Here is an 18,424-nt window from a genome sequence, read left to right on the forward strand (position 1 = left end):
AGCCGTCGTCAATTCCAAATCCTGCGCCACCACAGATTCGGTTTCATCTCAGGAATATCCATTTTCCGACGAATATCGCCAATTTGCCATCCCGTCAGCTTGGCTAACGTCTGCGCCTCTTGTTCAAATCGCTGATTCAACGTCCGTTTATACTCATCAGCGGCGGGACAATTCATTTCCCCGGTGTAAGGATGTCGCAAGACATATCGACCTTGAAAGTTTTGCCGACTCCCTGTTTCTTGGAACATTAAATCTTCGGGAAATGTATCACGAGTGTAGCGAACGTGTAAACGGCTAATAAAGACATTATTTGCTGCATTAGTATTTAACCAAAACACACCCGCTTGCTCTAATTCATCCCGGCTTAAGGGGTCAGCCGCACAGGGATCGCACCATCCCATATCCCAGGCATATTCTAAAAATGCCACTTTTTTCTGTTCTTGCTCATACGCCGTCTGAAACATGGCTTTATAGAATTGATCAAACTCATCCTTAACAAATAGAGGAAGTCCCACATTAGACGGGATTTGAACCGTGCGATAATTCGTAACTTCGGCTTGACCGTTGCGGGATAAAATATAAACAATTAAATCTTGCTCAGTAGTGGCATTAATCATCCCCAAACGAATCGGCAACATAAAACGCGGCGATTCATACGCTATCTGTAAAGGGCGGAGTAATTGAGAACCCCCTGATTCAAATTCTTTCAAATTAACTTTCGCCACGAAAAACTTCATATTTTGGCGAATATACGGTTGCAGTAGCCGACTAGCACCACGCGGGATGCGATAATTATTACGCCTCAGCCAAGTTTCTAACCCATCCGATTCTTTAGCACTGAGAATTAAAATATCGTATTCGCCAACCGAAAACCGCGATTCTACCGTGACACCTAAAGCACTATCTCCCCGATTTCCTGCACTATTATCTGCTGATGATGTTACTCCTCCCGATAAAGAGCGAAGTTCTCTTGGTGCAGGAGGAATACAGGGATTTGGATCAAAATATTCCACCAATCGCGGCGCACTAAACCCATCCAGTCGTTCGATAATCTTTGGATTTCCTACCTGTACCTGTTCTTGTTCTAGAACTACGGGAACAGGCACAACCAAGGCAAAATCCTTAACATCTCCTTGATAGTCATTCGCCATCGTCAAAATAGTGCGATCGCTATCCCGTGCGATAATCACTTGAGAGGCTTGGTTATAAAGCTTTGTATCTGCTTTTGCCACATAAAATCCACAAAAGGCTAAGGCTTTTGGCGCAAATATCATGATTGCAAAAACCGCCAAAAACAACGAAATCAATACCTGTAATAGCTTTTTCATCATCGGCTCACATTTTCGTCATTGGTCATTGGTCATTGGTCATTGGTCATTGGTCATTTCCAAGAGATTAGGGTATAGTTAAACAACTTAATGGGAATAAATTTAACCACATTAACTTACTTACTGAATTTTTCCATTTACCAATCAACCGTCACCTGAAAACCTCCAAACAAATCTTGGTGATGACCAAATCCAATCCAACAGTAGTGTTAGAGGAGAAAGGGCAAATAATGCCCAGAAAACTGCTGTAGACATAAAGAAATGATTTCGCAGAATAAAGGTTAAAATCGCAATACTGACAGCCCAGACTAAACGACTCACCCTAGCATTGGGAATCGAGCGAGGATCAGTTAACATAAACAGGGCAAACAACAAAAACGAGCCACTCATCAACCGATGCGCCCAGACATCCCACGTCCAGCCCAACCAAAGATTGCGAACAGCTTCGAGTAACCCATAAGCACCGAAAAAAGCCGCCGTTGTATCCCAACGCCCCACCCGTTTTAAAATCATGCCCCCAGTTCCAGCAAATAATAGAACATACCAACCCCCCTCTCCCCACTGTCCTGGAGAAACCCAGGCATCATTTGTCAGGATTAAAACTGAAATTATGCCAAAATTAGCCGGATTTAAAAAATGTTTGCCTTGGAATCGAAACAGAAATTTACTTAAAATCGCCAGTACCCCCGCCAAGATCATCGTGCTGTACTGATCGACTCGCAGGAGTAAACTTAACCCCAATGCCGTAATCATGGCACTTTTGAGGGATATTAGGGACGTTTTGAGTGTAGAGACGTGCCATGGCGCATCTGTAGGGGCGGGTTTAGGAGTAACGTTTGTGCAGAACCCGCCCTGACGGAGTTTTGACTTAGAGATAGACCAAAGCTTAAGGCTAATATACTGGGTCAGCAAACAAGTCGCGATCGCAACACCAATAAACTGAGGCTGTAATGTCCAATCTCTCGTACCAATACCCAATACCAGGAAGAGTGAGAGAAACAGAATCTGATAGTCTCTGGGATCGTGTTGCTGCATTTGAGTAGAAAAATAGGGAAAGGGAAAGGAATTCAGACGCCAGCCCGGTTCTGAACCTCCAATCCCTAAGAAAGCGATCGTGTACTGATTTGTGCCTGTAATCCTGTTGCCAGTATGTCCCACCCCTATCTTTACCCCTGAGTTGTTACAGTTTTTGTAACTGTACTTAAGCTCAACTCACAGACTCCGCCAAAATCCTGCGAATTTGAGTATCCACAATATCGGGTTGTTCCACCATTGCCAGATGACCACAATTAGGAATTTCAATCACATTAGCACCCCCATTTTGAAAAAGCTTATGGAAGCTAGCCAGATGGCGTACATATTTGGGAGCCATTACTCTATCATTCGCACCTGCCAAAAAATACACAGGCTGCTGAAGCTGTGAAACCATCTGAGGCAAACGGTGAACCTCAGCCTCGGTTGTCGAATCCAAGAGACTCCTCAGTGCTGCTTCTGGGTGAGCCACAACAAAATCAATCACCCGTTGTCGTCCCCAACGCCGTGCCAGGGGACGCGCCACCTGCGCTCGTGTAAACAGTACATCAATCAAGGGCAGATAACATAACCACTGAGGACGGCGTTTGACTAACTGTTTCCCTACATTCCGAAATCGTTCAAACTCTTCTTTTAAATAAATGCCACCCCCCGCATTCAGACAAATCACCCCCTTGACCCGTTCTGAATCCACTGATGCGCCCCACAAGGCAATACTGCCACCTAGAGAGTGACCAATCAGCCAAGCGTTATCGATATCCAGCTTTTCGAGTAGAATACCTAAGTCCCTAGCATAAGCCGCAAGGCTGTAGTTACTGGTTGATAAACGAGTGGCATCAACGTCTGCCGATGTTAATGCCGCATTATCCGTCGCACCCGCCCCGCCTGAGGTGGTAGCCCGCGAAGCCGATTCAGTTTTTGGTGGTTTATCTGTTGGGGATTGAGAATCACCAAATCCCCGCAAATCATAAACTAAACATTGATAATCATCATCTAATCGATCAATCAGTGGTTGCCAATAGTTACGACTTAAAAGCCAGCCATGGATAAAGACCAAAACTGGGGAAGAGGATGCCTTGGGAGGCGTTAATTCGTAGGCGTGGGTAGCCCCTAGAATCTCAATCGTTGCCATATATCCATCCTATCCGAGAATAGGGACAGGTGGTCAAGAGGGTGGGGAAGTGGGGGGAGCTGGGGGAGCTGGGGGAGCTGGGGAAGCTGGGGGAGATGGGAAGTTAACTCAAAACTCTACCTAGCTGTTCCCTGTTCCCTGTTCCCTGTTCCCTGTTCCCTGATAAATGACGAATGACGAATGACGATCTCTACCGTTAGCTTTTATTGTGTCCACCTACTTACGAACCAGGTTCCCTGAACGAAGTGAAGAGTCAAAACCGACGCCCTAATAATCTTTGTCGAACGCTTTCGGCAATTTTCTGACCTAAATATTCGGGAATCAAGTTTTCATTGGGACCGAGCAAGTAGAGAATAAGGCGGGTACGTCCACGCCAGACGAGTAAGTTAGCGTTGACGACGAGTAAGTCTTCTTGCCAGACGGCGTACATTACCTTATAAAATAATCCCGGCTGGTTATCAGCTTCAATTAACAGGGCGGGTAGATGAAATACTGGATCGACATAGAACTCAGTTTCGACTTGTTCTAAGCCAGCATCCAGATTAAATTCCACCGCCAGCATTTCTTCGACTTCAAAACGTCCCGCCAACGCCTCCCGAATGGCACGGCAGACATTATCGGCTGTTTTGGGGGTTAGGGCTTTGCTACCACGGGATACGACTAGCTTGATAAACACCAACATGGGGGGATTGATTTGACCATGAAGACTCAGGCTGTGAATCGTCAGTCCATAAGCCGCTAAAACCCCGAAAATATCGCTGAGGAGAAAAGACTGGTTACGGTAGGCAAAATGTAGAGCGCTTTTCGAGCCTTCGGGTTTGATCTCAATAACGACACGCCGAGTTTTGTAGAGTTTATAAGCCAGTCTCAGGTTTTGCAATTGGATCTCACTACTGACAAACTGCTCATAAAATTCTGGAAACGCCCGGTTGAAGCGCTTCAGCAGTTCTAGTGTTGATGATTTCAGACCCGCAGCCATAAGTAGGGGGAGAAGGCGTTCGCTTTGGTTAAAAGCTTTTAGGATAGACCAGCAAGCTCAGCCTCAAGGCAAAAACCTGCCGTATCTGGTTAATCTCTCACAAATTCGGCACAATAGCCTCAGTCTAGCTAAAGAAGGTCTTGCCCTGAGTCACGATTTGCCACTGACCGCCAAACTTTAAGTGTAGGCGATTAGCGTAGGGATAGGGTCAAATTGGGTGTTTACATAAGACGTTGTTGCTTGGCTGCAAGAGCAAGTTTTGGTCATAAGGGTTATCGGAGCGTATTGCGCCAATTGTGGTACGATAAGCATGTCAGGTGAAAGTTGTCCTACCGGGGGTCACTCCGAAAGTTATGCATGATCAGAGACAACTCCACACACTGACTTGATGGAGTGCAGTGTGGGGCTTCTGAAAGCCTTTGTCATTAACCTGAGTGCTACCGTTCAAAACGTCAACGTTTTGAATAATCGTCAAGCTAACCCGTTAGATACGTCTAGCCTTAATTAGCTTGGGCTAGGTCTTGTGTAACGGATAACCAGTATAAAATGCTATAGCCACATCGGCATGGGTTTTTGGAAGAGCTTTTTTGGCAGTGCTGACACTGCTTCGACATCGACAAAATTTGAAGGGGATACCATTTCAAATTTCAGCGAGTCTCCTGCGTCTGGCGATCGCGCTGATAATGGGCGTATCCTATTTAGTACGGATCGAGAATTTGATCTGTATGAATTAGAGGAGCTTTGCGACGCCGTGGGTTGGTCAAGACGACCGATGCGGAAAGTTCGTAAAGCGATTCAATATAGTTTCCTCGTCGTGTCCATGTGGCAACAGCGAGGGAACACGAGGCGTCTGATTGGTTTTGCCCGGGCTACGTCTGACCATGCCTTTAATGCCACAATTTGGGATGTGGTGGTTCACCCTCAATTCCAAGGTAAGGGGCTGGGTAAGGCGTTGATGAAGTACACCATTAAGAAACTTCGCAGTGAAGATATCAGCAATATCACTCTCTTTGCCGATCCCCAAGTGGTCAATTTTTATCGGCAAATGGGATTTATGGCTGATCCCGAAGGTATCAAAGGGATGTTCTGGTATCCTGACTAATTTTTGTGCGATTGAGACTGGGCAATTTGGACGCGAAGGTATATTATCAAGATATGCATCGGGATGTAGCGCAGCTTGGTAGCGCGCCTGCTTTGGGAGCAGGATGTCGCAGGTTCAAATCCTGTCATCCCGATTTTTTAGAACAAGTTATAGCAGTAGACACATCGATTAGGACTCATCGATTAGGACTTTCGGCATCTTTGTAGAGACGTTGCATGCAACGTCTCTACATAAATGATGTGTCCTAACAGCTATAGCGGTTGCTATAAATTAGAGCAAATAAAAACAAAGGGACTGGCGTGGTTTTTAGTTAATCTATCATAGTAACATTAACTCAAATCTTCAACAAGTGGAACTCTAGGGAATTGAACCCAGTCAGTTTTCTTAACTCAGACAAGACTAGGAACGTTCAGGTTTACCTGACTCAACTCTTGTCACTGGTGACAGCTAAACGTCAATCGTAACTATCGTCACTATCGATAGTGCCAGGAAAACAGCCTAGCTCAAGATGGATAGACTCTATCTGACGATTTCAAGCGATTTCTTCAATTCACGAGAGAGATGTCATCATCAAGTGAGAGCGGTATCCTAGTTTTAATGAGATAGTACGCGAGAATTCAAGAGGCAATTGTATGAAATCATTAGTTCGCTGGAGTGCAACATTAGGCTTAGTGGGGACTACTCTCCTAGGCTCCTTTTTTGGTGGAAATCTGCGGGCGCTGGCTTTGACCGAACAGCAGGTAATGGAAAAGTTACAAACCGTACCTGTATTTACGGTTACTGATGGAGAAGGCTCACCCTTAGTCGCCTCTATTCCTAGTCAGAACAATCAGAATGAAGCAGTTGCAGGCGTCTTTATTAGCCAGAGGGATGCAGAAGCCTTTGTGGAACGATTGAAGCAGGAAAAACCTGAGTTGGGTAACCAAGTCCGGGTCGTGCCTGTATCGTTAGCAGAAGTCTACCAACTTGATCAACAGAGTCAAAACCAACCTAATGGTCTAGATTTTGCCTATATTCCAGTGCAGCAGCAAGTGCAGTCCGCCCAACAGCTTCTGGGTCAAGGGCAAGAATTTCGGGGTGTCCCTCTGTTTGTGGCAAAAGGAGGTCAAGAAGGAGGGTATTTAACGATTCAACAAGAGGGTCAGTCAGTCATTCCCTTTTTCTTTGACAAAGAGCAGTTACAGAATTTGGTCAACCGCTTTAAGGAACAACAGCCTAACCTGGCTTCGAGTGTTCAGATCCAGGTTGTGCCGTTAGAGGGTATTATTAATACATTGCAGACTCAGGATAACCCTCAACTTGAGCAAATTCTACTCATTCCTTCGCAAGAATCTTTACAATTTTTGCGTCAATCCTCTTCTCAATAGATCTAAATTAGGCTAAAGGGAATCAGGTTAATTACTCATGGCTACAACGCCAGAGCCATCCTCTAGGACATTGGCAGTATCGGGTCAAAACCTCTGGCTGTGGCGAGAAGACGCCCGTCGGTCGGCTGTAGAGGCTGATATCCCTGTCGCTGAAGTCGATTGGTTGCTTCAAGAGGTCGCAGGACTTGACCCTCTATCGCTGCGCCTAGAGTCGTTTAAGGCGCGATCGCACATCGAATTACGGTATCCGCTGTCAGTGCTGACTCAACTCTGGCAGCGGCGTCTTTATGATCGCTTGCCTGTACAGTATTTAGTGGGGATCACGCCTTGGCGACGTTTTTCACTGAAGGTATCCCCTGCGGTTCTGATTCCTCGACCGGAAACGGAGTATTTAATTGATTTGGCAGTTAGTGCGACGGGGCAGAGTCCAACACCCCAACTCGATGCTGGACAGTGGGCAGATTTAGGGACAGGGAGTGGTGCGATCGCGTTAGGATTAGCTGAGGCGTTTCCTGATGCGACAATTCACGCCGTTGATTACAGTAGCGATGCTCTCGCTATTGCCCAACTGAATGCTCAACAGTTAGGATTTGAGTCAAGAATTCAATTTTATCAAGGGTCGTGGTTGTCCCCCTTAGCATCACTCAAAGGGCAATTGAGTGGTATAGTCTCCAACCCTCCCTATATCCCCACAGATGAGCTACAACAATTACAGCCAGAAGTCCGAGATCACGAACCGCTTATGGCACTGGACGGGGGAATTGATGGTTTAGACTGCATTCGACATCTGATTAAGACTGCTCCCGATTACCTGCGTCCTGGGGGCATTTGGATTGTAGAAATGATGGCAGGACAAAGTGATACCGTTGCTCAGTTATTGCATCAACAGGGGAGTTATTGTCAGATTAAAATCATCCCAGATTTAGCTGGAATTGACCGTTTTGCTTTGGCTTATCGACGGGACTAATTAATAAGTCATAATTAATTAAGTTAGACGAATGATATCAGATCCCGTAAAACACACAGACGAAAAAATGTCTAAAACGATGGATTTGAAAACATTGCAATTAAGAAAAATCGTCAGAACATGATATGACGAATGACAAATGGCAAATGGCAAATTTTGACTTTTGCCTTAACTTCCAGCAAAATATTAAGTATTTCCCTGAAACTCTTGGAGTATTATATAACCTCAATATGACTCATGTCTTCATGTCTGCCCTAGTGGCTGGCGCTAATTCTGGTCAGATCGTCAGCTTTCCCACCGATACGATACCCGCTCTCGCTGTACGACCGGATTATGCAGAATTGATATTTAAGCTGAAGCAGCGAAGCAATAACAAACCCTTAATTTTAATGGGTTCATTCCCATCATCACTTTGGTCTTATGTCAAGGGGACAGACGCCGAATTAGAGATTTGGCAGCAAGTGGCAAAGCACTATTGGCCCGGAGCCTTAACCTTAGTGTTACCGGCTTCGGATAAAGCTCCGGCGGCGATGAACCCCACAGATCCGACCACGATTGGCTTGCGAGTTCCCGACTCTAGAGTCGCGATCGCAATTTTGTCGCAGACGGGTCCTTTAGCCACAACAAGCGCCAACGTCTCTGGGAAACCTCCCTTACATACAATGCCAGAAATTGAAGCAGAGTTCCCTCAAGTGCTGACGCTTCATCCCACCGAATCCAAAGAATTAGAGGAGCGTCACCCCAATACCCAAGGCGCACCCTCTACGGTGGTGAAATGGAAAAGAGACGGGTGGCAAATTTTGCGCCAAGGCGCTGTCTCATTCGACTGTTCCCTGTCTAGGGGGTGATGACGATGGGGAAAACGGGCTATGCTTGAGCTGAAGGCGGGTATGGCAAGACTAAAAATAGAATTCATTCGTCTACTACCCCAGCCAAATAAAAGATTGTGGATGGGGACTCCCGCGAATTACGTTGAAAAGTTTGAAAAAATATGGGCAACATGGAGCTGATCTATCTGGTAGTCGGTATTGTTATGGGACTTGTTGTCAGCCGCGCTACTCGTTCCAGCAAACAGCCAGAAAGTTCAACGATACCAGAACCGCAACTGTCAAAACCCGAGGAATCCCAGCCAGCTAAGGCTGAACCTGTGAAAGAGACGGAATCCGTGAAAGAGACGGAACCTGTGAAAGAGGATGAACTACAGCCTCTGAAGCAGGAACTCCAGCAAACCCGACTGGCTTACCAAATGGCGCATGAAATGAGCCAGTATAAAGCTGGCTTCTTGGCGCGGACATCCCACGAACTGCGATCGCCCCTGAGTAGTTTGATGGGGATGCATCAGCTCATTTTGTCCGATTTGTGTGACTCACCCGAAGAAGCTAAGGAATTCGTGGCTCAAGCCCATACCTCGGCGCAGAAGATGGTAAAACTTTTAGATGAGGTGATTGCCGTCGCCAAAACGGAACACGGTACTAATCGTCTAGAGACTCGCCCTCTGCAATTGAGCCAATGCTTTGAAGAACTCGAAGTCCTCACCCACATGCAAGCCGCGAATCGTAATCTGCGGCTGAAAGTGATTTCCCCTGACCCAGAAATAGAAATATTAGCTGATCCCCGGCGTTTTCGTCAGGTATTAGTGGGAATGGTGGACAGCGCTATTGTCCAAATGGAAGAAGGCACTATTCAGGTTTCTACAGCAAATTCTGACAACCCCCAGATGGTAAATATCTGGATTGATGTAGAATGTCCCAACTCGATTTGGTGTGAAGCCGTTGATTTACTCTCCGACACTAATGACTCAGAGAAACAGGAAACAACCTCATCAACAACCTCACCCGGTATGAATTGGTTGATGGTGCAAACCTTGGTGGAGATGATGAAAGGGCGCTTGGAACTACTACCCATTCCTGGGAAAGAACCAAGCGACGATTCAGTTACAGACACTTGTATCCGATTACAATGTTCTATGCCTCTAGCAACTCCGGAGATGATCGAACGGGTGTTGGCAGAGCAGTCATGATCGGCTGATTGTATAGCACCATTGTGGTTGTGGTGTTACATTCAAAACCAATGCGTTCGTAGAAGCTTTGTTGATGAGTGGTCATTAAATAAACTCGCTCAACCCGACACAGTTTGGGGTGACTAAGGACGGTTTCGACGAGCTTGCGTCCCAAGCCAACGCCGCGATAATCGGGGTGAATGACGACATCCCAAATCGTGGCGCGGTAAATCCCATCGGAGGTGGCGCGAGCAAATCCAATCAGGCGTTGGTCATCCCATACGGTAATTACAGGTTCACTATTCGCGATCGCGATTTTCCAGTCTTCAATGCTGCGATCTTTTGCCCAAAAAGCACTGAGACGAAACAGAGCGTGGAGTTGGACATAATCGATTTGAGCGGCGCGATCGCAAAATTGAATAGTACGGCAATCCATGTTTACCTAAACTCCTTTTTGGTGGTCAAAGGTTATCTCACTCGTGATGCAAATGTCTCGATCTTTTCAGTTGAAGATGTACCCCCATCTCAGTTTGGTTAACTTGGGGAAAACCCTTCCGAATTTAGTTAGTTGGGAGACTACTCACCTGAGCGTTAATTGGTTTTAGGGTTAGGGTGAATTTTCTCAGAACTCAGGTGTGGTAATTGATTTTCTGTCGTATTGTGAGTTGACGATTTAATTTCTGTCACCAAAAATTGTAGCGTTTCTAACAATAAATGCAAGAGAGAGAAGCGTTTTTTTGTTAGGAAATTATAACATTTGGCTAGCTATATCATAATTGTCCTTGGGTGTCAAATTATCGACGAATTGTTGTCAACTTCTAGGGTAAGGAGAGCGTTCGCGCAGCGTTCCCAAAGGGTAGGGTAGCGTAATGCCCAATCAATAAAACCTGGATAGATAAAAACCATACAAAGTAGTGAGCGAGACGCCAAAATATAGCAGTAGACACATCGATTAGGACAAACGAACTGTTGTTCCAGACGCGCCAGGGCGCGTCTCTTAGCTGAGGTTGTTTATTCGTTATACGATAAAAAAAATGCTATGAATCGCTTCGACAGCCTGTAATCCTTTTGTCATACAACTATCAAGCTAAGTCCGGAATTTATGTAATACAGTTTGATTGCCTTTTCGGTAGGACACTTCTATATCAATGCTTAAATCAGCTTCATCGTCAATCCGGATCTGTATTACATTTAGCCGAAAGATGGAATGATGCGGTTAAAGAACTAGATGGGATTTGCTTCTCTTTAAGCAAGCAACCTAGTTCTTCGCAATTAGCAATCAGCCATGAACGGGCGGTATCCGTTTTTCCTCTCAACTGGGGAAAAGAGGTCAGGAAACGCCGCCCAATTTGGTGAGCTTAACCGACCAAAGGCTTGAGCTGAATGCATGGTTATTGGGGTGCAAGGTAAACAGTTGAGGATAAAGTTTATCGATGCAACATTCTCAAGGTATTGCGGCTTACGAAACAGTAAATAATGGTTATATCAGACGGCGACAACTTCAAGGAAATGCTGGTAGTTTACTCTTATGGGGTTTAGGGGTTGGCGCTGTTATCTCAGGTGATTTCTATGGTTGGAACTATGGTTTAGCCTCCGGAGGATTCTGGGGGTTTAGTATTGCCGCTGTCTTGATGGCAATTATGTATCTCTGTTTGGTCTATAGTACTGCTGAACTCTCCACCGCCCTCCCTCATGCGGGCGGATTCTACTCGTTCACCCGTTATGCCCTCGGTCCTTTTTGGGGCTTTATTTGTGGGATTACGGTTACGATTGAATATGTTCTCGCCAACGCAGCGCTGGTGTTCAGTTTAAGCAATTACCTCAAGCCCTTATTTCCCAATCTGCCCAGTTTTTTTATCTGGGTATTTGCCTACGCTGTTTTTTTGGCAATTAATATCCGAGGTTTTGAACTGAGTGTGACAGTCTGTCTTTGGCTAACCATCATCGCGATGACAGTATTAGCCATCTTCTATGTGAGTATGCTGGTATCGGGTGAATTCAATTTTGACCTGCTGTTTAATATTCCGGCTGAACCGGGACAATCAGAAACCTGGTTACCCAATGGCTGGTTGGGGGTGTTTGGCGCGATTCCTTTTGCAATTTGGTTGTATCTGGCGATTGAACAATTACCGATGACGGCGGAGGAAACCGATAATGTGCCTCGAAATATGCCAACGGGAATGATTTCTGGTATGGTTACCCTGATTATTCTGTCAATTTTCACCGTAGTGATTAACTCCGGTGTTGGCGGGGGCGCGGTGGCGATTGGGCAATCCGATGCTCCCCTGCAAGATGGGTTAGAGGCTTATTTTGGCGCCGGCGCAACCAGTACTATTGTCACAGCACTGGCGCTGATTTGTGGTTTAATTGCCAGTCTCCACGGTAATATGTTTGCCTACGGACGGATTATTTTCTCCCTATCCCGTGCTGGGTATTTACCCCGTTGGTTATCGGTGACGAGTAAAAGTCATACCCCCCATCGGGCATTAATTGCCGGGGCGACGATTGGATTTATCTGTGTGCTACTGGTGAGTACCGGTATTCAAGCTGTCGATGCTGTGATTTTGAATATGGCGGTGTTTGGGGCATTAATTTCCTATATTTTAGTCATGGTTAGCTACATGAAGCTAAAAGGGAATCCCTATTTGCCGAAACCCTACGAAAGCCCATTGGGAACGGCGGGAGCATTTGTGGGCTTGGCTTTAGCCACATTTGCCCTGGTTGCTTGTATGTCTATACCCGATTACCGAGGCGGTGTTTGGGGGATTGGCATAGCGCTGATTGTGGCAAGTGTCTATTTTTTAGTGTTTCGCAGCAATCGACTGGTGGCTCAAGCCCCGGAAGAAGCGACGGCGTTGGGATTAACGGGGTATCAGGAGTGAGAATTGGGGTGTTGGGTGTGGGGTGTCGGGTGTTGGGTGTCGGGTGTTGGGTGTTGGGTGTGGGGTGTCGGGTGTTGGGTGTCGGGTGTTGGGTGTTGGGTGTCGGGTGTCGGGTGTTGGGTGTCGGGTGTCGGGTAAGCTGTTCGGCATTTAAACCTTAATGTCAATAATGGTGAAATCCTTGTAGTGCGTTAAGCGAAGCCATGCCGCAGGCTTTGCATCTTGCTCGCTACTAATACCCAATTTAAATGCATGACAGCTTATAGTTCCAAAAACTGTACCGAAGGAAGCCTTTATTCTAATCTTTGATTGAATGTAGGAGGATGTCACTTATTTTCAAGAGCGCGAATCAGAGCTAACAGGAGTTTTCCGACTGATTCGCAGCTCCTCAGAATCGGATTGATAGTTTGGGAAGAAGCTAGTTCGACTCGGATAGCTAGTAACAAATGGGTTTCTAGCTCTTTAAGAGAACCTTGGGCTATGTACAAAAACTGGATATATTCTCCCCGAGTTCGCCGCCCGTAACCTTCGGCAATGTTAGCAGGAATCGACGCGGATGCTCTACGGATTTGGGCAATCATGCCATAAAGTTCTTCTTTGGGAAATATTCTTGTTCCTCGGTAGCAAGCTTCAGCTAAATTCATTGCCTCTTGCCAAACCCGTAAATCCCGATAAGACGGCACTGGCGAATCTCCACACTCTACCCCCTACACCCTACACCCTACACCCTACACCCTACACCCCTAGCTAGGGTGTCTCTATTTGTTTGAGAAACATTATTGTTTATTTCATTTATTCTATTTTTGTTAAGTTAAGATACATTATTGACGCCAGTGGATCACTATACCCTCAAGCGCTAAAAACTTCATCAAGAATTGATGTTCATTTTTAAAGACTTAGTAAAGTTTGCCTCATCTTGTTGATCAGAGGAGAGGATTAGAATATTATACGAAAAGAGAAAATACAAGTCATACGACTGTATTACAGGCTACAAAAGCCGACTAACTCAACCGTGACAGATACTCTATCCATCTGATATCGCTATGGCAGAAGAAATTGATGACGTCTTGAGACCACTGTCTAGGAAATTCAACAGTTTATGTCATGCTCTAGTGATGGAAAAGGATTATGGGGATGCATCTACAATTGTCAAGCACAAAATATTCCGGTTGTAGCCCTCTAGCCAGAAACAATTTAGCGAGTTAATTTTTTGAGAGTTTTCTAATCCTATCTAATTTTGAGAGTAACGGGCAAAAACCAGCTAATATCATGCAAAATCCACTATTCATGGGATTTCTGACTAGAGTTTTATCCCCCTTGAGTACCAAAGATCCTATACTCGGATAAACGTACTATTGATCAATGATTTGACGATGTACTTGATCAACCAAATTGCCGAATTAAATTAGGGCAAGGGAAATAAGTAGGTGACACTAAAAAAATTGACCCCTCTATCAAATAAAACAACAGCGAATAGCTAGATTTTTAGTGGTGCATCACCGAATTACCCCTCAAAAAAGACCACTGTAAACCTGTTCCAAGGGGAAATTATGATAGAGCGTTCCTTTCAATCATCATTAAAAATTGAGCAATTCCACGGTGTTCCTGATACAAGCAAAAAACGTGAATTACAGCAGCGACTTGAACAGTTAAATCAAACCCAAACCTACTATCCCGTCGATCAATGTATTCATCAGTTAATTGAACAAGCGAGCGATCGCACACCGGACAAAATCGCGATACGGTTTGACGGGCAAACCCTAACCTATCGGGAGTTGAACCGCCGCGCTAACCAGGTTGCCCACTACTTACAAACGCTACAAGTAAGACCCGATGTACTGGTGGGGATATGTCTAGAGCGATCGCTGGATATGGTAGTGGGTTTATTGGGGATTCTCAAAGCTGGAGGTGCTTATGTTCCCCTTGATCCCGCCTATCCTCAAGAACGATTAGCGTTGATGATTGAGGATTCCCAAGTCCCTGTCATCGTCACCGAACAAGACCAACTCACCCGATTACCCGACACCCAAGCCCAAGTGGTTTGCTTAGATACAGATCAACAGGCAATTGCCCAACATAGTCCAGAGAATTTAGACAGTGGTGTCACGCCCGACAACTTAGCCTACACCATCTATACCTCCGGCTCAACGGGTAAACCCAAAGGCGTCCAAGTGCTGCATCGTGGGGTGGTCAATTTCCTCACCTCAATGAGTGTCGCCCCCGGACTCACCCCCAATGACACCCTGTTAGCTGTTACCACCATCTGCTTCGATATTGCCGGATTGGAACTGTATTTACCCTTAATCGTTGGCGCTGATATTGTCTTAGTGACGCGAGATGTCGCCGCCGATGCGACTCAGTTAAGCCCGGTTTTGCAAGAATCCGGTGCTACCGTCATGCAAGCCACCCCCGCAACTTGGCGGATGTTACTAGCCGCAGGGTGGCAGGGAAATCCCCAGCTTAAAATTCTCTGTGGGGGGGAACCCATGTCTCGCGAGTTGGCGCGTCAACTCCTAGAACGCAGTGCTTCCCTGTGGAATATGTACGGACCGACAGAAACCACAATCTGGTCAGCCGTACATCAGGTAGAATCCGCGGACAAGCCGATTCCCATCGGTCGCCCCATTGCCAATACCCAAATTTATTTGGCTCATCCTGAGCAAAACTCATCAGACCCGATTAAATTTGTCCCCGTAGAAGAACCGGGAGAATTGCTAATTGGTGGCGTTGGTTTAGCACGAGGCTATCTCAATCGACCTGACCTCACCGATGAACGATTTATTCCCGATCCCTTTAGTTCAGAACCCGGTGCCCGTCTCTATCGCACCGGAGACTTAGCCCGGTACTTACCCGATGGGACTCTGGAATGCTTAGGTCGCTTGGATCATCAGGTGAAAATTCGCGGCTTCCGGATTGAACTTGGTGAGATTGAATCTGCCCTCTACCAGCATCCGGGTATCCGAGACGCGGTGGTTGTCGCCCGCGATGACAGTTCGGGCGAAAAGCGCTTGGTTGCTTATCTCGTCAGTGACTTAGACGTTGAAAATGTTCCCCTAGAAACAACGTGTTGGGTGGCGTGTGAGGGGAATCCAGAAATTGAATTAACCACCAGCAATTTCTCGGTCAATAGTATTCGTTTGCTTCATGCTCCCGCCTCTTGGCGAAACGGTCAATCCTTGACGCTGCGCTGCCAGTTTCCTGGTGTCCCCGATGAACTTGAACTCACCGGAACCATCGCCACAAAATCCTTGGAATGGGTAGATGTTTGCCTAGACACAACATCCAGCCAACAGACATTTTTACGTCAGAGTATCAAACATATTGCCCAAACCCAGGGATTGATGGTTCATGACTTGCGCCGCCAAGAACCCCGAATCCCGCTGCACATTCATTGTCTGGCGGAATTTGAGTCCGGTGAAAAAATCCAGGTGATGACGCAAAATATCAGCCATGAAGGGATTTGCTTAAAGGGAACAACGGCTAACTCTTGGCAAACGGATCAACGTCTATTGCTCCGATTACAATTACCCGGAGTCGAAACTCCTTTGTGGCTGCAAGGAACGGTTGTTTGGCATTTTGAAGATTATGTTGGTGTTAAGTTCGATACGACGACGAGCCAGAAGGCGAAACTCCATCGCAGCTTAGGCAATTTGCGGACAGAACCCCGCATTCCGCTGCAGCTCAATGGTCGTGCTGAATTTGAGTCGGGTCAACAAGTGGAAGTGATGACGCAAAATCTCAGCCGGAATGGGATTAGCTTAAAGGCGCTCACCCCGACATTTTGGCAAAACAACCAACCTGTACTTTTGCGGGTAAAACTGCCAGGGGTGGACAATCCCTTATGGCTGCAAGGCACTGTGGTTTGGCACGCTGAGGAAAACGCCGGGGTGATTTTTGAGACCACACCCACCCAGCAGGAGCAAATCCATCAGAGTATTGAGCTTATGGTGAAAACTCAAGGATTATCGCTGGCGCAGTTGCGATCGTTCCTGAGTGATAAGCTACCGACTTATATGGTTCCCTCGACCTTTGTGTTAGTAGATAGCTTGCCCCTAACACCCAACCGTAAAGTCGATCGCAAGGCGTTACCTGACCCCAACCAGGCACAACAGGTAGCTCAGGATACCTTTGTCGCACCACGCACACCCGTTGAACAGGCGTTAGCGCAAATCTGGGCAACTGTATTAGATATTGAGCGCGTCGGTGTTTATGACAACTTCTTTGAATTAGGGGGACATTCGCTGCTGACGGCGCAACTGTTATCGCAGGTGCGAGAAACGTTCCAGGTGGAGTTGCCCTTGTTTGCTCTGTTTGAAGCACCTACAGTGGCGGAACTAGCTCAAACGATTACCGCCAAGACTGACGCTGATCCGTCAGATGCGACAACGGTGACGGGTACAATCGCGGTCACGAATTTAGCCAACGATGCGGTTTTGGATGAGACCATTTATCCAGAAAAGCCCTATCGTCAACCGGACACAGCACCGGAAAAGATTTTGATCACAGGCGCGTCAGGTTTTCTCGGCGCGTTTTTATTGCAGGAATTACTCCAGCACACGAATGCTACCGTCTATTGCTTAGTGCGTGCCAAAACGCTGGAGGCGGGTCAGCAAAAAATTGCCGCCAGCTTCAACCGCTATTTACTTTCATCAGATAAGTTGGAGTCACGAGTTGTGCCTGTGTTGGGCGATTTAGCGCAACCTCGATTAGGACTATCAGAGTCGCAGTACGAAGCGTTAACCCACGAAATTGACTCCATCTATCACAATGGGGCATTTGTCAATTTAATTTATCCCTACAGCGCTTTGCGATCGGCAAATGTCCTGGGAACTCAGGAAATTCTCAAATTAGCCAGTAAAACCAAGGTCAAACCCGTTCACTTTGTCTCAACGCTGGATGTGTTTCAATCGCCGCGCTATGCTCAGATGTCGGTGATTTTAGAACAGGATGATTTGGAGTCAGGGGATGACCTGTCTGATGGTTATGCTCAAAGTAAATGGGTGGGTGAGAAGTTAGTTAAACAGGCACACGCACGGGGGATTCCGGCGTCGATTTACCGACCGGGTATGATTACGGGACATAGCCAAACCGGGGCGTCTCAACAAGGGGATTTGATTGACCGATTAATTAAAGGGTTGATTCAATTGGGGAGTGCGCCGGAGTTGGACTTAAATCTAAGCTTGACTCCTGTAGACTATGTGTCCCAAGCGATGATCCATCTGTCCCAGCAACCGGATTTATTCGGTCAAACCTTTCACTTGGTCAGTCCGGAGATGGTATCCTTACGGCAACTGGTGGACGAAATCCGGGCGATCGGTCATCCGATTGAATGGATGGACTATTCTACTTGGCAAGACAAGCTTGTCCAGGTTGCCCGTTCCCAACCTGATAATGCCTTGAGTCCGTTGGTATTCCTGTTTACTCAATGGGTGGGTGAAAACCAACGCCCCTATCTGGAAACGGCGGCTTTAGTTTCTCAGGCGTTTGACTCTCAGAATACGTTAGCGGGTTTAGCCGGAACGAATATTGTCTGTCCGTCAGTGAATAGTCAGGTGATTCGGGCTTATCTGGACTACAACCAGTTGGTGTGATTACCTGACCCGATTACCGATTTCTGGGATCTATCTGTCAATCTG

At 46.5% G+C, this 18,424-nt stretch carries 15 protein-coding genes and 1 tRNA gene; 10 read left to right on the forward strand and 6 right to left on the reverse strand.

The genetic code is table 11. The features are described 5' to 3' along the window. Window positions 1–8: 8 nt before the first annotated feature. Window positions 9–1,328: a DUF2330 domain-containing protein gene (locus tag RIG66_RS08825; RefSeq protein ID WP_446377183.1), complete on the reverse strand. Its 1,320-nt coding sequence runs from the start codon at window positions 1,326–1,328 to the stop codon at window positions 9–11. Here RIG66_RS08825 and RIG66_RS08830 point away from each other — a divergent pair. Next, window positions 1,273–1,410, forward strand: coding sequence for a hypothetical protein (locus RIG66_RS08830; RefSeq protein WP_446377189.1), 138 nt, complete (start codon window positions 1,273–1,275; stop codon window positions 1,408–1,410). The genes RIG66_RS08825 and RIG66_RS08830 overlap by 56 nt on opposite strands. Before the next feature lie 62 nt (window positions 1,411–1,472). Here RIG66_RS08830 and RIG66_RS08835 read toward each other — a convergent pair whose 3' ends face one another. From RIG66_RS08835 to RIG66_RS08845, 3 genes are all read right to left on the reverse strand, one after another. After that, window positions 1,473–2,363 (reverse strand): RnfABCDGE type electron transport complex subunit D, encoded by an 891-nt coding sequence (locus RIG66_RS08835; RefSeq protein WP_446377185.1) that lies wholly within the window; start codon window positions 2,361–2,363, stop codon window positions 1,473–1,475. A gap of 172 nt (window positions 2,364–2,535) precedes the next feature. Continuing rightward, the gene (locus RIG66_RS08840) at window positions 2,536–3,492 is read right to left on the reverse strand and encodes an alpha/beta fold hydrolase (protein ID WP_446377164.1); all 957 of its coding nucleotides are present in this window, start codon (window positions 3,490–3,492) and stop codon (window positions 2,536–2,538) included. A 253-nt stretch (window positions 3,493–3,745) separates the two neighbouring features. Further along, a complete protein-coding gene (locus RIG66_RS08845; protein WP_006103833.1) occupies window positions 3,746–4,471 on the reverse strand; it encodes a hypothetical protein in 726 nt (241 codons plus the stop codon). A gap of 565 nt (window positions 4,472–5,036) precedes the next feature. Between RIG66_RS08845 and RIG66_RS08850 the strand changes: the two genes are divergently transcribed. The 6 genes from RIG66_RS08850 to RIG66_RS08875 all read left to right on the forward strand — a co-directional run bounded on the left by RIG66_RS08850 (window position 5,037) and on the right by RIG66_RS08875 (window position 9,927). Further along, window positions 5,037–5,573, forward strand: a complete 537-nt coding sequence (locus RIG66_RS08850) for a GNAT family N-acetyltransferase (RefSeq protein ID WP_006103871.1) — start codon at window positions 5,037–5,039, stop codon at window positions 5,571–5,573. A 59-nt stretch (window positions 5,574–5,632) separates the two neighbouring features. Next, window positions 5,633–5,706 (forward strand) — tRNA-Pro (locus tag RIG66_RS08855). A 499-nt stretch (window positions 5,707–6,205) separates the two neighbouring features. Next, on the forward strand, window positions 6,206–6,940 hold the full coding sequence (locus RIG66_RS08860) for a Tic22 family protein (protein WP_446377167.1): 735 nt from the start codon (window positions 6,206–6,208) through the stop codon (window positions 6,938–6,940). Window positions 6,941–6,977: 37 nt separating this feature from the next. Then, window positions 6,978–7,907 carry a peptide chain release factor N(5)-glutamine methyltransferase gene (prmC, locus tag RIG66_RS08865; protein ID WP_446377169.1) on the forward strand — a complete coding sequence of 310 codons (930 nt, stop codon included), beginning with the start codon at window positions 6,978–6,980 and terminating at the stop codon, window positions 7,905–7,907. Window positions 7,908–8,137: 230 nt separating this feature from the next. Next, window positions 8,138–8,755 (forward strand): L-threonylcarbamoyladenylate synthase, encoded by a 618-nt coding sequence (locus RIG66_RS08870; RefSeq protein ID WP_446377187.1) that lies wholly within the window; start codon window positions 8,138–8,140, stop codon window positions 8,753–8,755. 152 nt (window positions 8,756–8,907) lie between these two features. After that, the gene (locus tag RIG66_RS08875) at window positions 8,908–9,927 is read left to right on the forward strand and encodes a sensor histidine kinase (RefSeq protein WP_446377171.1); all 1,020 of its coding nucleotides are present in this window, start codon (window positions 8,908–8,910) and stop codon (window positions 9,925–9,927) included. Here RIG66_RS08875 and RIG66_RS08880 read toward each other — a convergent pair. Continuing rightward, window positions 9,872–10,342, reverse strand: coding sequence for a GNAT family N-acetyltransferase (locus tag RIG66_RS08880; protein ID WP_446377173.1), 471 nt, complete (start codon window positions 10,340–10,342; stop codon window positions 9,872–9,874). The two genes, RIG66_RS08875 and RIG66_RS08880, sit on opposite strands and share 56 nt — an antisense overlap. A 997-nt stretch (window positions 10,343–11,339) precedes the next feature. On the opposite strand from RIG66_RS08880, the gene RIG66_RS08885 reads away from it, so the two are divergent. Beyond that, a complete protein-coding gene (locus tag RIG66_RS08885) occupies window positions 11,340–12,788 on the forward strand; it encodes an amino acid permease (protein WP_446377175.1) in 1,449 nt (482 codons plus the stop codon). Next, window positions 12,785–12,949, forward strand: coding sequence for a hypothetical protein (locus RIG66_RS08890; protein WP_446377177.1), 165 nt, complete (start codon window positions 12,785–12,787; stop codon window positions 12,947–12,949). The genes RIG66_RS08885 and RIG66_RS08890 overlap by 4 nt, the downstream gene beginning before the upstream one ends. Window positions 12,950–13,114: 165 nt before the next feature. Here the strand turns inward: RIG66_RS08890 and RIG66_RS08895 are convergent, their stop codons facing one another. Continuing rightward, complete coding sequence (locus tag RIG66_RS08895; protein ID WP_446377178.1) at window positions 13,115–13,471, reverse strand: four helix bundle protein; 357 nt, start codon at window positions 13,469–13,471, stop codon at window positions 13,115–13,117. Between the two features lie 867 nt (window positions 13,472–14,338). Between RIG66_RS08895 and RIG66_RS08900 the strand changes: the two genes are divergently transcribed. Beyond that, entirely contained in the window at window positions 14,339–18,379 is a 4,041-nt protein-coding gene (locus tag RIG66_RS08900) for an amino acid adenylation domain-containing protein (protein ID WP_446377180.1), read from the forward strand. Window positions 18,380–18,424 lie beyond the last annotated feature (45 nt).

Origin of the sequence: Coleofasciculus sp. E2-BRE-01 (assembly GCF_040221695.1) — a bacterium.
Taxonomy (GTDB): Bacteria; Cyanobacteriota; Cyanobacteriia; order Cyanobacteriales; family Coleofasciculaceae; genus Coleofasciculus.

Coding starts and splice junctions, on each gene's coding strand:
- RIG66_RS08830 (WP_446377189.1), top strand. CDS start 1,273: ATGATTGCAAAAACCGCCAAAAACAACGAAATCAATACCTGTAATAGC.
- RIG66_RS08825 (WP_446377183.1), bottom strand. CDS start 1,328: ATGAAAAAGCTATTACAGGTATTGATTTCGTTGTTTTTGGCGGTTTTT.
- RIG66_RS08835 (WP_446377185.1), bottom strand. CDS start 2,363: ATGCAGCAACACGATCCCAGAGACTATCAGATTCTGTTTCTCTCACTC.
- RIG66_RS08840 (WP_446377164.1), bottom strand. CDS start 3,492: ATGGCAACGATTGAGATTCTAGGGGCTACCCACGCCTACGAATTAACG.
- RIG66_RS08845 (WP_006103833.1), bottom strand. CDS start 4,471: ATGGCTGCGGGTCTGAAATCATCAACACTAGAACTGCTGAAGCGCTTC.
- RIG66_RS08850 (WP_006103871.1), top strand. CDS start 5,037: ATGGGTTTTTGGAAGAGCTTTTTTGGCAGTGCTGACACTGCTTCGACA.
- RIG66_RS08860 (WP_446377167.1), top strand. CDS start 6,206: ATGAAATCATTAGTTCGCTGGAGTGCAACATTAGGCTTAGTGGGGACT.
- prmC (WP_446377169.1), top strand. CDS start 6,978: ATGGCTACAACGCCAGAGCCATCCTCTAGGACATTGGCAGTATCGGGT.
- RIG66_RS08870 (WP_446377187.1), top strand. CDS start 8,138: ATGACTCATGTCTTCATGTCTGCCCTAGTGGCTGGCGCTAATTCTGGT.
- RIG66_RS08875 (WP_446377171.1), top strand. CDS start 8,908: ATGGAGCTGATCTATCTGGTAGTCGGTATTGTTATGGGACTTGTTGTC.
- RIG66_RS08880 (WP_446377173.1), bottom strand. CDS start 10,342: ATGGATTGCCGTACTATTCAATTTTGCGATCGCGCCGCTCAAATCGAT.
- RIG66_RS08885 (WP_446377175.1), top strand. CDS start 11,340: ATGCAACATTCTCAAGGTATTGCGGCTTACGAAACAGTAAATAATGGT.
- RIG66_RS08900 (WP_446377180.1), top strand. CDS start 14,339: ATGATAGAGCGTTCCTTTCAATCATCATTAAAAATTGAGCAATTCCAC.